This is a genomic window from Pseudoalteromonas sp. Scap06, assembly GCF_013394165.1.
Lineage (GTDB): Bacteria > Pseudomonadota > Gammaproteobacteria > Enterobacterales > Alteromonadaceae > Pseudoalteromonas.
Genome location: NZ_CP041330.1, coordinates 228,684 through 243,693, shown reverse-complemented (window position 1 = coordinate 243,693; position 15,010 = coordinate 228,684). Strand labels below are relative to the sequence as shown.

At 40.6% G+C, this 15,010-nt stretch carries 14 protein-coding genes; 9 read left to right on the top strand and 5 right to left on the bottom strand.

Features of this window, described 5'->3' with window-relative positions; translation table 11 throughout:
• The first annotated feature begins 36 nt into the window (after positions 1-36).
• Positions 37-1,164: a CsgG/HfaB family protein gene (locus FLM47_RS01170; protein WP_178954652.1), complete on the top strand. Its 1,128-nt coding sequence runs from the start codon at positions 37-39 to the stop codon at positions 1,162-1,164.
• 48 nt (positions 1,165-1,212) lie between these two features.
• On the opposite strand, the gene FLM47_RS01165 is transcribed toward FLM47_RS01170, so the two are convergent.
• Both FLM47_RS01165 and deoC read right to left on the bottom strand, forming a co-directional pair.
• Positions 1,213-1,713 (bottom strand): hypothetical protein, encoded by a 501-nt coding sequence (locus FLM47_RS01165; protein ID WP_138606661.1) that lies wholly within the window; start codon positions 1,711-1,713, stop codon positions 1,213-1,215.
• The gene (deoC, locus tag FLM47_RS01160; protein WP_178954650.1) at positions 1,697-2,449 is read right to left on the bottom strand and encodes a deoxyribose-phosphate aldolase; all 753 of its coding nucleotides are present in this window, start codon (positions 2,447-2,449) and stop codon (positions 1,697-1,699) included. The genes FLM47_RS01165 and deoC overlap by 17 nt, the downstream gene beginning before the upstream one ends.
• A 264-nt stretch (positions 2,450-2,713) precedes the next feature.
• Between deoC and cysG the strand changes: the two genes are divergently transcribed.
• The 6 genes from cysG to cysQ are packed head-to-tail and all read left to right on the top strand — an operon-like array spanning position 2,714 to position 9,664.
• Positions 2,714-4,135, top strand: coding sequence for a siroheme synthase CysG (cysG, locus tag FLM47_RS01155; protein WP_178954648.1), 1,422 nt, complete (start codon positions 2,714-2,716; stop codon positions 4,133-4,135).
• A 43-nt stretch (positions 4,136-4,178) separates the two neighbouring features.
• The gene (gene cysD / locus FLM47_RS01150) at positions 4,179-5,078 is read left to right on the top strand and encodes a sulfate adenylyltransferase subunit CysD (protein WP_008108450.1); all 900 of its coding nucleotides are present in this window, start codon (positions 4,179-4,181) and stop codon (positions 5,076-5,078) included.
• Complete coding sequence (cysN, locus tag FLM47_RS01145) at positions 5,078-6,502, top strand: sulfate adenylyltransferase subunit CysN (RefSeq protein WP_178954646.1); 1,425 nt, start codon at positions 5,078-5,080, stop codon at positions 6,500-6,502. Before cysD ends, cysN begins: the two co-directional genes overlap by 1 nt.
• A 33-nt stretch (positions 6,503-6,535) precedes the next feature.
• Positions 6,536-8,260 carry an SLC13 family permease gene (locus FLM47_RS01140; RefSeq protein WP_178954644.1) on the top strand — a complete coding sequence of 575 codons (1,725 nt, stop codon included), beginning with the start codon at positions 6,536-6,538 and terminating at the stop codon, positions 8,258-8,260.
• 33 nt (positions 8,261-8,293) lie between these two features.
• The gene (gene cysC, locus FLM47_RS01135) at positions 8,294-8,887 is read left to right on the top strand and encodes an adenylyl-sulfate kinase (protein WP_178954643.1); all 594 of its coding nucleotides are present in this window, start codon (positions 8,294-8,296) and stop codon (positions 8,885-8,887) included.
• A 9-nt stretch (positions 8,888-8,896) separates the two neighbouring features.
• The gene (gene cysQ, locus FLM47_RS01130) at positions 8,897-9,664 is read left to right on the top strand and encodes a 3'(2'),5'-bisphosphate nucleotidase CysQ (RefSeq protein ID WP_178954641.1); all 768 of its coding nucleotides are present in this window, start codon (positions 8,897-8,899) and stop codon (positions 9,662-9,664) included.
• A 239-nt stretch (positions 9,665-9,903) separates the two neighbouring features.
• On the opposite strand, the gene FLM47_RS01125 is transcribed toward cysQ, so the two are convergent.
• The 3 genes from FLM47_RS01125 to FLM47_RS01115 all read right to left on the bottom strand — a co-directional run bounded on the left by FLM47_RS01125 (position 9,904) and on the right by FLM47_RS01115 (position 11,752).
• Positions 9,904-10,185, bottom strand: coding sequence for a hypothetical protein (locus FLM47_RS01125; RefSeq protein ID WP_008468821.1), 282 nt, complete (start codon positions 10,183-10,185; stop codon positions 9,904-9,906).
• A gap of 118 nt (positions 10,186-10,303) precedes the next feature.
• Entirely contained in the window at positions 10,304-10,591 is a 288-nt protein-coding gene (locus FLM47_RS01120; protein ID WP_178954639.1) for a hypothetical protein, read from the bottom strand.
• Between the two features lie 363 nt (positions 10,592-10,954).
• On the bottom strand, positions 10,955-11,752 hold the full coding sequence (locus tag FLM47_RS01115) for an alpha/beta fold hydrolase (RefSeq protein WP_178954637.1): 798 nt from the start codon (positions 11,750-11,752) through the stop codon (positions 10,955-10,957).
• 475 nt (positions 11,753-12,227) lie between these two features.
• On the opposite strand from FLM47_RS01115, the gene FLM47_RS01110 reads away from it, so the two are divergent.
• On the top strand, positions 12,228-13,499 hold the full coding sequence (locus FLM47_RS01110; RefSeq protein WP_138623552.1) for an aromatic amino acid transport family protein: 1,272 nt from the start codon (positions 12,228-12,230) through the stop codon (positions 13,497-13,499).
• A gap of 129 nt (positions 13,500-13,628) precedes the next feature.
• Positions 13,629-14,966, top strand: coding sequence for a M24 family metallopeptidase (locus FLM47_RS01105; protein WP_138623550.1), 1,338 nt, complete (start codon positions 13,629-13,631; stop codon positions 14,964-14,966).
• Positions 14,967-15,010 lie beyond the last annotated feature (44 nt).

The window sequence follows — 15,010 nt, the reverse complement described above, 5'->3', positions numbered from 1 at the left end:
CAAATGTAATTAAGCAGATAAATTAAGGAAAATACTATGCTCTCATCCATACAAAAAACGCTACTTGCCACAGCATTAATAACGAGCTTAAGCGCATGTCAAAGCACTTCAACCAATGTCACTTCAAATAAAAATTCACCTGACATTAATGAAGTAAGTAAACAAAAATACAATGGTCCTAAAGCACGTATCGCCGTGGCACGTTTCACTGATAAGTCAAATAACTCAAGATGGTGGCGAAAAGAAATTGGTGAAGGTATGGCAGATCAACTTACCACCGCACTTGTTGGCACTAATCGCTTTATTGTATTAGAACGCCAAGCACTAGACGCTGTGCTTTCGGAGCAAGATTTAGCAGTATCAGGCAGAGTGAGTGCACAATCTGGGGCTGCATATGGCGAAATTGAAGGCGCTGAGATTGTAGTCGTTGCAGCGGTTACCGAGTTTGATGATGACAGTTCAGGTGCAAGTGTTGGTTCGGGCGGTTTTATTGGTGATGTGTTTAGCTCTGTTTCTGCTGGCTTTTCTGGATCGCATATGGCTATTGACCTAAGGTTAATTGATACGCGCACTTCACGTATTTTAGCTGCAACTAGTGTTGAAGGCGGTAGTAAAGATTTTAACTTTACCAGCGCAGCAACAAACTTTGGTGGCGCATTGGTTGGAGGGAGTCTTAGCGGCTGGTCAGATACACCAAAAGAAAAAGCACTACGTGAAGTAATAATTAAAGCCGTTGAGTTTTTAGAAACTAAAATCCCAGACACCTATTATCGCTATAACCAAAACAACACGCTTGCTGCAGGCTATACAGCACCACCACCGCAAAAGGTAGCTAGTAAAAAAGCAGCACCTGCTGCTGCTGTTGATGTGCCGAATCATAGAATGCCACATTATGAAAAAATGGACTTAGCAATGTCTCGTATGAACTTGGTTTGCTTAGGCTATTTAAAAAACCAACCTAATTATGAAGAATTTGAGACTGAAGACGTAAAATACGACCGTCAAACTGTATTAGCACTACGCGAATATCAACAAGAAAAGAGCTTAGAAGTAACAGGCCTTGCCGATGAAACAACAAAGAAATCTTTAGATGACACAAAATGTTTAGCTAAAACTCAAAAATCAGGGCTTGAAAGCTTAGGCAGCATGTTTCAATTTAACTAAGCAACACAATTCAATTTAAATAAAAAAGCGGCTATCCCCTAGTCGCTTTTAATCTACTCGTAATAACTCACCGCGATAAAAATCACACAGTAACCATATTTGCTCAAATTGATGGGTATTTGGAAAAACTATTGTTTTTATTGCCGCTTCAAAGTCGCTCTTATGCCAAATAGTGCTAGCGTTACGAATTAGCAACCAGGTACGTTTTGAGTAATAACGCTTAGTCGCTTTTTGTTTAAGCAATCGTCCTAATGCTGATTGCAGTCGGTTTTCACTGGGCTGTTGTGCCATGTCAGCTAAATCACGTTGCATATGTATTGATAATGGCCGACCTAACACGGCCATTGCTTCGGTTTCGCTGGCATATAAATGCGCTACTTCTATATCGAGTTGCTCATTTTCTTGATAACAACTTACATCGGGTCTATTTGGTTTATTATGCCAAATGTGGCGCATATGAATACCGGTTTGCTGCTCATAGCAACGCAAAAACAACTTAGCTGCATCGTGCTCTAGCTGTTGTTTTTCGGCATCACTGCTGCGCTTCATGCAATACCTTATAAACGTCATTTAAAAGCGAGGAAGCGCCAAACCTAAATGTCTCTGGTGCTAAATATTCATGCCCCATAATCTCAGTTGTTAGCTGCAAATAAGCATTGGCATCACCTGTCGTTTTCACACCGCCTGCGGCCTTAAAACCAACTGGTTTTGATGACTTTTTGATGGCATTAAGCATAATTTCAGTTGCTTCAAGCGTGGCGTTAACCGCGACTTTACCGGTGCTGGTTTTTACAAAATCAGCTCCCCCTTGAATAGCAAGCTCGGTTGCTTGAGCAATAAGCGCAGGTGTTTTTAGCTCACCGCTTTCAATAATCACTTTAAGTTTAGCGCGACTACCACATGCTTTTTTACTTTCACTCACGTATTCCAGTACTGTATCGGCTTCGCCTTTTATAAGTGCTTTATAAGGAATGACTAAGTCAATTTCATCGGCCCCGCGCTCTATGGCTATTAGTGTTTCATTAAGTACTTCATTAAGTGGCGCATCACCTGTAGGAAAGTTAGTCACTGTGGCCACTTTTACATGACTCAATAGCCGATTTGCGAGCGCTATTTTTGCATCATCTACAAATTCACTAAACACACAAACTGCAGCGGGTATGCCTAACTTAAGATCAATACTGTTTACTAATGCATTAATACTAGCTTGATTATCATCGGTGTTTAAACTGGTTAAATCCATTAAACTAACAACTAGCATGGCGTTTTGAGTATTATTTGTCATTTTATGCCCATGAAATTTTAAAAATCTTAAACTATATAAGCATCATAGCTTAATCTTGCTATAGCTCATAACCAAACACTATAAGCGCGTTTTTTATACTAAACAGCATTCTAACCCTTACTAAATAAGATTTAGACCTAAAAAACACAGTTTATATAACTTTTAAGTATATCAACTAAGATTTAATTATTTTTTACTTATCAATAGCCGCTATATTCTGCCTTTGTGTTAAACACTTTATTATCTTTTTAGGGGCGTTACTCAGTGCAATATTTACCTATCTTTACCAAACTCGACAACAAACCAGTATTGGTTGTTGGCGGTGGAGAAGTTGCCTTGCGAAAATGCCGCGCGTTTTTAAAAGCACGTGCTGCAGTAACCTTAGTTGCCCCGTGGTTTTGTGATGAATTAAAAGAACATGCGCACAACAATGAAGTTACTTTAATAGATGCCTATTTTGAAGAGTCACATCTTGATGGCAAAATTTTGATTATTGCCGCCACCGACAATGATGAAGTTAATAATACGGTATTTGAACTCGCCAATGCCCGTAATGTGTTTGTAAACGTGGTGGATGATCAACCTAAATGTACGTTTATTTTCCCCTCTATTGTTGATCGCAACCCAATTACTATTGCGATTTCAAGTGCAGGCACAGCACCGGTATTAGCAAGGCGTTTACGTGAAAAGCTCGAAACACTTATTCCACAGCATATTGGCCCTCTCGCCAACTTAGTCGGTGGTTTTCGTCACAAAGTAAAACAACGCTTTAAACACTTCGCCGATCGTCGCCAGTTTTGGGAAGGCGTGTTTGATTCATCAGTAGTGAGTAAAGTCCAAACCGGTGATACCCATAGCGCTGAGCAACAACTAGAGCAAATGCTAGATGCCAAAGTAGAGCCTGAAGGTGAAGTATACGTAGTCGGTGCAGGCCCAGGCGACCCAGAGCTACTCACCCTAAAAGCATTGCAGCTAATGCAACAAGCCGACGTGGTGGTATATGATTACTTAGTTTCTGATGAAATCATGGAGTTAGTACGCCGCGATGCCGATTTAATTTGTGTGGGTAAGCGCTTAGGCGATCATAGCGTAGCTCAAGAAGATACCAATAAGATGCTAGTTGATTTAGCGCAACAAGGTAAAAAAGTATGTCGTATTAAAGGCGGCGACCCATTTATTTATGGTCGTGGTGGCGAAGAAGTACAAGTACTGGCAGCCAATAACGTAAATTACCAAATAGTGCCAGGTATAACGGCAGCCGCAGGCTGTAGTGCCTATGCAGGTATTCCTTTAACGCATCGCGATCATGCTCAAGCTATTCAATTTGTTACTGGTCACTGTAAAAAGGAAGGCCAAGAGCTTAATTGGCAGTCGCTTGCACAAAAAAACCAAACACTGGCTATTTATATGGGGGTGATTAAATCGCCGCATATTCAAGCCGAGCTATTAAAACATGGGCGAGAAGCAACAACAACAGTGGCAATTATTGAAAACGGCACACGTAAAAATCAACGCGTAGTTACCGGACAGTTAGACCAATTAGCACAGCTAATTGAACAATATGATATTATTTCACCGGCATTACTCATTATTGGTGAAGTGGCTTCGCTGCATAAAGAATTAAACTGGTTTGGCGAAAAAGCACAGATCAGTAGCTTTGCTCAACCGCTTACAGACGTAGCGTAGTTTAACAGATTTTAATTTAATCATTTTAGTAGGACGACCAACAATGGCTTTAACTCACCTTCAGCAACTTGAAGCTGAAAGTATCAAAATCATGCGCGAAGTCGCCGCTGAGTTTGAGAACCCAGTTATGCTTTACTCAATCGGTAAAGATTCATCGGTACTTTTGCATTTAGCTCGTAAAGCATTTTACCCTGCGAAAATTCCGTTTCCGTTATTACACGTAGACACCAACTGGAAGTTTCGTGAAATGATTGAGTTTCGCGACCGTTTAGCTAAAGAGTACGGCTTTGATTTAATCGTACACAAAAACCCTGAAGGTATCGAAATGGGTGTAGGCCCGTTCACTCATGGTTCGGGTAAACATACCGATATCATGAAAACTCAAGGGCTAAAGCAAGCGCTTAATAAATACGGTTTTGATGCCGCATTTGGTGGCGCACGTCGTGATGAAGAAAAATCACGGGCTAAAGAGCGTGTTTACTCATTTCGTGATAAACACCATCGCTGGGATCCTAAAAACCAACGTCCTGAGCTTTGGAATACCTATAACAGCCAAGTGAACCCAGGAGAAAGCATTCGTGTATTCCCACTGTCTAACTGGACTGAACTAGATATTTGGCAATACATATATCAAGAAAACATCGAAATGGTGCCACTTTACCTTGCTAAAGAGCGCCCTGTAGTAGAGCGCGATGGTACTTTAATTATGGTTGATGACGATCGCATGCCACTTAATGAAGGTGAAGTACCGCAAATGAAGTCGGTTCGCTTTAGAACATTAGGCTGTTACCCACTCACAGGTGCAGTGGAATCTACCGCCAGCAATCTAACCGAAATTATTGAAGAAATGCTGCTGTCATCGTCATCTGAACGTGAAGGTCGAGTGATTGATCATGATTCAGCAGGCTCTATGGAGAAGAAAAAACGTGAGGGGTATTTCTAATGTCTAACCTAAATAACGATACATTTAATGAAGTAAAAGAAATTGGTATAGACGCTTACCTAGCACGTCAACAAGATAAAAGCTTGTTGCGTATGCTGACTTGTGGCAGTGTGGATGACGGTAAATCAACCCTAATTGGCCGCCTATTACACGACAGTCACCAAATTTATGAAGATCAGCTAGCCGCACTTCATAAAGATAACGAAAAAGTCGGTAATGCCGGTGAAGAGCTTGATTTAGCATTGTTAGTAGATGGCCTACAAGCTGAGCGTGAGCAAGGTATAACAATTGACGTAGCGTACCGTTATTTCTCAACCGCTAAGCGTAAATTTATTATTGCCGACACCCCAGGGCATGAGCAGTACACCCGAAACATGGTTACCGGTGCTTCAACCAGTGATGTTGCCATTATTTTAGTGGATGCGCGCTATGGCGTGCAGGTACAAACTAAGCGTCATAGTTTTATTTGTGACTCATTAGGCATTAAGCAGTTCGTGGTTGCGGTTAACAAAATGGATATTGTTGATTTTGATGAAACCGTTTATGAAAAAATTAAAGCCGATTATTTAAAATTTGCCAAGCAACTTAACGTATCAAATATTAAGTTTGTGCCTATGTCGGCACTTAAAGGCGATAACGTAGTAACCCGCTCTGCACATACTCCTTATTACACCGACAAGCCGTTGCTTGAGCTGTTAGAAGACTCACCAGCCGCTGAAATCGACACTGGTTTTGAAGCGCGTCTTCCGGTGCAATACGTGGTGCGCCCTAATCTAAACTTCCGTGGCTTTCAAGGCACGCTGACATCGGGTAAATTACGTGTAGGTGATGAGGTGAAGGTACTGCCTTCAGGTAAAAAATCACATATTAAAGAAATTGTTACTTTTGATGGCAACCTCGACACCGCCGAGGCAGGCCAAGCAATTACAGTGACACTTAATACTGAAATAGATATTAGCCGAGGGGACGTTATTGTACCTGCGAATTCGCAAGCTCAAGTAACCAACCAATTACAGGCTAAAATTGTGTGGATGCACGAGTCACCATTGGTGCTCGGTAAAAGTTACAACCTTAAACTTGGCAGCAAAAACACCTCGGCCACGGTCACAAAAATTGACCACACTATTGATGTAAACACGCTAGAGCATGGCAGTGCAGATTCATTGCAGTTAAACGAAATTGCAATTGTGACACTGGAGCTAACCGAGACTATTTTAGCCGATCAGTACCATCATAATCATGAAACCGGCTCGTTTATTCTTATTGACCGCTTATCAAATTTAACGGTTGCAGCAGGAATGATAGAACAGGTACTGAAAAGTGAAGAAAATGCAGGACAATTCAGCGACTTTGAAGTTGAATTTAATGCCCTTGTACGCAAGCACTTCCCGCATTGGCAAGCACTTGATATTTCAAAGCTATAACGTTAATGAACGCCTGTTAGGAACATTTAAAGCATGGTAGAACAGCTCATTTTAACAGGCATTATGTTGCTTTTAGTCGGGTGCCTTTTTGGCACCCGTATTAATCCTGCATGGTTATTTGTTAGTGCCATAGGCACCAGCTACCTAACCGGGTTAATAGATTTAGAAAGCATGCTGGTTAATTACACTAACTCATCATTAATTACTTTAGTGTTATTAATTTTAGTGTCGATAGCAATAGAAAAAACCACGCTTATTCAGCGCTTAGCCAAATCGTTATCCAGTGGTAGTTTAGTTAAGTCAGTAACTAAACTAGGGCTGTCTACTGCCTTTTTATCGTCGTTTACTAATAATACCGCGGTAGTTGCCTCATTAATTACCGCCATAAAGGATAACCCAAACCACTCTCCCTCAAAGCTATTGCTGCCCTTGTCGTACACCGCGATTTTAGGGGGTACTATTACGCTTATTGGCACCTCTACTAACTTAATCGTAAATGGCTTTGCAGTAGATGCGGGCATGGCGCCACTGGGCTTTTTTGATTTTACCTTGGTGGGTTTAGGCGCTCTTAGTGTGGGCTTAATTACTATTTTGGTGATGCTAAAATGCCTGCCCGACAACGGTAAAAATAGCCAAGAGGTAGTGCCTTTTTATTTAGAAGGGAAAGTGCAAACTGGCTCAAAGTTAATAAATTGTACTGTAGAGGAAAACGGTTTACGCGATCTAAAAGACTTGTTTTTGGCTGAAATTATTCGTGACGGCAACCGAATTTGCGCCGTGACCCCCCAACATATTATTCAACAAGACGACATACTGCTGTTTGTGGGCGACATAAAGTCAGTACCTTTGCTTACTCGCTTTGATGGCTTAAAAGTGGTGCACGACAAACACGAAAAAGACATAGAACACCTCGTTGAAGTTGTCGTTAGCCAATCGTCTAAGTTAATTGGCAAAACGGTAAAAGAAGCCCGCTTTAGAGAACAATTTCATGCAGCCGTTATTGCTATTCGCCGTGGGCATGACCGCTTACAAGGCGGGCTTGGACAAGTGCGATTACAAGCGGGTGACTCATTAATTCTTGCCCCTGGTAAAAGCTTTTATGACTTAACTAACTTAAAACGCGAGTTTGTGTATATTTCAGGGCTTGATTTACAAACCCACCTCGGTACAAAGCAATCAAATATTGTGTTGTTAAGCTTTGCGGGTGTGCTGGGATTAAGTATTTTAGGTGCAGTACCGCTGGTTAAAGGCTTGTTAGTGTTTCTTATTGGCCTAATGCTGTGTGGTACTATTAAGCTAAGCGAAATAAAGCGCCGTTTTCCTATTGAGTTACTTGCTGTCGTGGGCAGTGCCATAGGTTTAGCTAAGCTGATGATAGGCACCGGCCTTGCTGGGCAAATATCAGACGCCATGTTTGTAGTGCTAGGCGACTTTGGCCCTTATGGCGCGTTTATCGCTATCTTTTTAATGACCGTATTATTCACCGAATTAATCACCAATAATGCCGCAGCAGCGCTATCGTTCCCGGTTGCCTACTCACTAGCCATTGGCTTTAACGTAGAACCTTTGCCGTTTATTATGGCAGTTGCATTTGGCGCTTCAGCCAGCTTTATTTCACCTTTTGGTTATCAAACTAACCTGATGGTTTATAGCGCAGGTAACTATCGACTTAAAGACTATGTAATGATGGGGCTACCGCTTTCTATTATTTATTCAATTACCGTACTAACTTTGATCCCGCTGGTATTTCCGTTTTAATGCCCGCGCTTATAGCATAAAGAGACACAGCAAATGGATAACAATATTGTTTGGCATAATTACGCCACTACTAAAATGCAGCGCAGTGAACAAAAAAATCATAAGAGCGCTATTATATGGTTTACTGGTTTTTCTGGCTCAGGTAAAAGCACCGTTGCGAATGCACTAGAAGCAGCACTCAATCAGCAAGGCGCACACACCTATTTACTTGATGGCGACAATGTACGCCATGGTTTATGTAAAGATTTAGGTTTTAGTGATGCCGATCGCGTTGAGAATATCCGCCGCGTAGGCGAAACCGCCAAGCTAATGGTTGATGCTGGTTTGTTAGTCCTTACTGCGTTTATATCTCCTTTTAAAGCTGAGCGCGACATGGTTCGTGAGTTAGTTGATGAGGGTGAATTTATCGAAGTATTCATCGACACCCCTCTTGAGGTGTGTGAAAGTCGCGACCCAAAAGGCTTATATAAAAAGGCACGCGCCGGTGAAATTAAACACTTTACTGGGATTGATTCAACTTACCAGCCGCCGGTTAATCCTGAAATAATTTTAGATACCAGTAAAAACACCCTAGACCAATCGGTAGCTCAACTGATAACGTATCTAAAACATCAGCATATACTATAGGCCCATGTAATGAACCAAACTGAACTGCTAGAAGAAACCCTTATTCTCGCTCGCGAAGCGGGAAGCGCGATTATGGGTATTTACAACAAAGACTTTAACGTTGAATACAAAGCTGATGAAAGCCCCGTAACCGACGCCGACTTAGCAGCTCATAAAATCATTAGTGCAGGGCTCAAAAAGCTCACTCCAGACATTCCTGTATTGAGTGAAGAAAGTGCAGATATTGGTTGGGACGTACGCCAAACATGGAACAGCTATTGGCTGGTTGACCCAATTGATGGCACCAAAGAATTTATTAAAAAGAACGGCGAGTTTACCGTTAATATTGCCCTAATCGAAAACGGCAAACCAGTTTTAGCTGTGGTTGATGCCCCTGCGCTAGGTGTATCGTACATAGCCGCCGAAGCCATTGGTGCTTTTAAAGACAAAGGCGATGAGCGCATCGAGCTTAAAGTTACCACCAAACCTAACAAAGGCCTTATACGTGTTGTAGGCAGTCGCTCGCACCCCTCTCCTGATTTAGCTGAATTTGTAAAACGCTTTGATGAGGTTGAAATGGTGTCAAAAGGCAGCTCACTCAAACTGTGTTTAGTCGCCGAGGGCAGTGCCGACATTTACCCACGCTTAGGCCCAACCTGTGAATGGGATACCGGCGCAGGCCATGCCATTGCTGAAATAGCCGGTGCAAAAGTGACTAAGCTCGATGGCAGCCCGCTTGTCTATAACAGCAAAGATGAATATTTGAATCCGTATTTTGTGGTGAGTGCGGTGGAATAATAAAAGCTAAGAGTTTCGAGCTGTTAGCCACGAGCAGCTCGATGTAAACCTAAACACCTTAGGTTGGGTTGAGTGGAACCCAACAAGTACCCGTTAACCATCCTCGCTATTTCGCACTAAACAAGAACTTGTCCACGAATGATAAAGTGCACTAAAACACAGCAAGGTTATGAACATACCAAGTGATAATATAACCTTTTCTATTAGGGTTTGTTCAGGCTTTTGGTCAAGTATGCTTTTTAAGAGATAAAGAAAGTAAAATAGGTACACGCACCGATGCCTATAATCAGCATAAAGAGCCGCTTTATTAAATTACCTTCAGTAGGAGAAATTTCCTCACCGGTATATGGTGCATAAATACTTCTTTTTAATATAAATGCATAGATATATCTATAACAAAAGAAAAATACAAACACGCAAAACAACAACTTTTCTACTGACTCAAAACCTATGAAAAAAGTAGCTCCTAACACAAACCATAAAATACCGAATAATATAACAATGGCTTTCTTTTTATCCATACTGACCGCCTTTATTTGTTCTTTAAGTTCTTTATTTATAAACCTTAATAGGCGTTTTAGTTAAAAGATTTGGACGTGTTGTAGCCTGTGAAAATCTAAGTAAAGTTTTTAGCCTTTATTAAATTGCGTTGTTAGCGATGGAATTTATAGTCGGTAACCCTAATTTTTTAGTTATCGCTGAAAATTGAGCTTTTGTGTATGGTCCATAAACAAATTCGTTGTGTTCAGCAAACTTGTTATCTTTGACTTTATCAATATAGTAAAAAGCACAAACCTTATTCGGACAAGCATAAGCCGAAATATTTTTTTCGTTAGATTTAATATTTATTAGTTCATCGAGTCGCCCAATATATGCGCCCTGATCAAGGCTGTAACCTAACCTTTTGGTATCATCAATGTAATACACTTTATAAGTGTTGCTCCTCCCAAATTGGAGAGCACCCATTAAGAAGTAATGATATTAAAACTAAACATATTCTCACACACTTCCCTGCATTCTAGTAACTTGCTCAAATTACATCCTTATAGTTCACATGAGCGCGTTCTTATTTTGTGAACATCTATTAGTAGCAAACTGTGTAAATGATTACCAATTATATTTAAGCGAGGTATTCTACTATGTGTAAAAAGTATGACATGGAGTAAGGCCTTGTTTTTAGTTTTCGATAAAAGTCCAAAAGAATGACCTGCTCCAGTTTGCTAGTAATATCGGTTATAAGTTTTTCTAATTACCTACCATGAATTAAACACTTTTTAAAAGCGGTAACCCCTAACGATTTTGCTGTGCTATAAAAGCAAGCGAGTGTTGATTGAATAAGTCTGGGCGTTCTACGTTACAAACATGGCCGCAATGGTGAATGGTTTGCAATACGCTATTTTTATGGCGCTTAACCATTTCTTTAACCGGGCCAAGGAACATATGCTCTTCTTTACCCATAATGTAAAGAATGGGTATATCAATGTCTTTTTCTTTGAAATACTGCATTAAAGGATTTACGTCCATGGCTAATTTAAACCATTTTATAAACTCTTTTTGGCACAAGCGTTTTGCTTCACGAATAAACAAAAGTCGAGACTCTTTATGACGCTTTTTCGGCATCATAATAAAAGCAAATAAACGATACAACCACATGTAAGGCAACAAGTGTTTAAAGGTATTGCCTAAATAAACCAATGTATTACTACGGGTATTAAAACGAGTAACCGCCCCACCTAGCACCATACTAGAAACATATTGCGGGGCAATTTCTGCAATATTTCGAATAAGAATTGTGCCCAATGAAATACCAACAAAATGTGCGCTGGTTATATTGTTATGATCTAACACATCGATAATGTCTTTAGAGACATTATTAAATGAGTAATTATTATCAACAAAGTTTTGTAATAGATCATTTGATTTACCGTGACCACGAAGATCAAGCAACAACACATTATATTCTTTTTTATAAGCTTTAAGCTGACGAAACCAGATTGCCGAACTCCCCCCTGCGCCATGAACAAATACTACCCATGTTTTACTGGTTTCATGCACAAAAATAGTATGGAAAAGAATGTCTTTGCTCATTGCAGTTAGCGGCCTATTTACTTCAGTTGGCTGATTAAATTGTAGAAAGTATAACGGAGTTTAGAAAAAATCTCTTATGAAGTTCCGATTAATGGCTTCAATATTACAGGGTAAAACTCGCTTTGAGTTGTTAGTTATCAATTAACTGGGCAAGAAAGTGGCCAAATATTTTCAATTCTCATAATACCCTTACCAACCATTCGCTGGTTAATGCATACCAAGTACACATTGGCTTGAAAATAACTTTTCAAATTGTATGTCCCTCCTTCAATAGCATCTTTGCTGATTATTCACGCATTTCGCAGCATATTCCTGCACTAACTGCGCAGCTTTTAAACACTGTTTCATATTCGTGACAGTCAGTAACTAATACGCTACAACAAATTTATATCCAAGACATAAAAACACATGAAATGTGTGGTTAAAAACTATATTCTTCGGCGCAATTATTATGATAAATAATGGATATACACACATGACAACATCTCAAGGTGCAACGCTTTCAAATGCACCAGCACAAGACGCACACACGTCTAAGTCAAAATGGAACCTGCACGATACGCAGTGGACACTGAGCCTTTTTGGCACCGCAGTAGGTGCTGGTATTTTATTTTTACCGATTAATATTGGTATTGGTGGTTTTTGGCCACTGATTATTATGGCGTGTTTAGCCTTTCCAATGACCTTTTTAGCGCACCGTGGTTTGGCGCGTTTTGTATTATCATCAAAAAATAAAGAGGCTGATTTTACCGATGTAGTAGAAGAACACTTTGGCGTAAACGCGGGTCGACTGATCTCCTTATTATACTTTTTATCAATTTTTCCTATTTTGCTTATTTACGGTGTGGGTTTAACCAATACGGTAGACAGCTTTATGGTCAATCAGTTAGGGATGGAGTCGCCGTCACGCGTTGCTTTATCGGGTATTTTAGTTGCACTAATGATTGGCTTAATGATGGGCGGTGAACGCTTAATGCTGCGCGCCTTTGCTATTTTAGTGTACCCGCTAGTGGGTATTTTATTCTTTTTGTCTTTGTATTTAATCCCAAGCTGGCAAATGCCCGATACAGCTTTGCCTGAGCTAGGTAGCTTTAGTAAAACACTTTGGTTATCGATTCCTATTATTGTGTTTTCGTTTAGCCATGCAGCGGCTATTTCAAGCTTTGTTAATAAGCAACGTAGTCACTACGGTGACCTAGCAACGTCTAAGTCAGAAGCGATTTTAAAGCGCACTAGCTTATTGCTGATCACCTTTGTTTTATTATTTGTGTTCTCATGCGTGTTATCGCTTACCGGCGACCAAATGGCTGAAGCAAAAGCGGCAAACGTCTCTGTTTTATCTTACTTGGCTAATATTACAGAAAACTCATTCATTGCAACGCTGGGACCTTTGGTTGCCTTTATTGCGATTATGTCGTCGTTTTTAGGTCACTTTTTAGGGGCACGCGAAAGCTTTACTGGGTTAGTGACTAAACACTCAAGCATGAGCCCTAAAGTCGCTGACAAAGTGGGTGCGGTACTGATGTTTTTCGCTATTTGGTTCTGCGCGGTTAAGAACCCAAGCATACTAGATATGATGGATCAGTTATCGGGGCCAATCATTGCGATGATTTTATTCATTATGCCAATGATTGCAGTTTACAAAGTGCCTAGCTTACAAAAATACCGTAACCGTTTAAGTACCTTATTTGTACTGGCTGTTGGCTCATTAGCTGTATTTGCGTTACTGTACAGCATGCTTGGCTAAGCAGTATTTATTACAAAAGCCCAGTATTTTGCTGGGCTTTTTTGTGTCTACGATTTATCGCAAATGATTTGTTTATCTTATTGTTTGTGCAATGTTAGCTTATATATTCGTTTAAAAAACAAGCCAGCCATGCAAAATAATAAATACGTTTTTTTACTCACTTTTATACTCATACTATTTAGCCCTGACATTAAAGCCGCTGAGCCCCCTACTATTCTATCAATGAAAGAAAGGGCTGCGTTTATCGATAGCATTACCGAAAAACGTATTAAGACTTTATTACCCACATTAATGCAGCAACACAGTATAGATATGTGGCTAATGATAAGCCGCGAATATAATGAAGACCCGATATTAAAAACCATGCTGCCTGCTACATGGCTCTCGGCAAGGCGCACCACTATTTTATTATTTGCAGTTAACAAACAAGGCGGTGTTGACGCCTTTGCAATTGCGCCTTACAAAATAGGGAGTGTTTTTAAAAAAGCCTGGGATAAGCAAGCACAGCCTAATCAGTGGCAAGCGCTCAATACGCTTATTGAGCAATACCAACCGCGAAATATTGCTCTCAACACATCTACAGATTGGGCACATGCCGATGGGCTAGTGCTTGGCGATTACACCACTTTAATGGCCAACTTACCTGCGATATATAAAAATAAAATAACCTCAGCCGAGCCGCTGGCTGTTGCATGGTTAGAGCAACGCATTCCAGAAGAAGTGGACATGTACAAACACATTGTTGCTATTGCTCACTCTATTATTGCTGAGGGCTTTTCAAATAAAGTAATTACGGTGGGCAAAACAACCAGCGACGACTTAGTATGGTGGTTTAGAGAGCGCGTAAGGGAGCTTAAGCTGCAAACGTGGTTTCACCCTAGTATTGCAATACAACGCGCCGACAGTAAATCGTTCGACCACGAAGACAGCTTTACCAACGGCTATGCCGATAATGTTATTCAAGCAGGCGACTTATTACATATCGATTTTGGTATTAATTATTTGCGTTTAAATACAGACACTCAACAACACGCTTATGTTTTAAAACCAGACGAAACAAAAGCCCCCGATTACCTTGTTGATGCGTTAAAAAAGGGCAATAAGCTACAAGACATTTTTACGGCTGAATTTACAGCTGGGAAAACAGGTAATCAGGTATTAAAAGCCGCCCGCGAAAAAGCCATTGCACAGGGGTTAAAGCCCACTATTTATACTCACCCGCTCGGCTATCATGGTCATGCAGCTGGTACAACACTAGGTATGTGGGATGCTCAGCAAGGTGTGCCGGGGGATGGCGATTACCCGTTGCATTTAAACACGGCGTACTCGATTGAGCTTAACAATGCGGTGTTTATAAAACCGTGGAATAAAGAAATAAGAATAATGCTTGAAGAAGATGCTATGTTTGATAAAACCGGTGTGTGGTACCTCAATGGCCGACAAACCCAGTTATTACTTGTTAAGTAGCATTAAACAACACATACAAAAATGGCGCTCAATGAGCGCCATTT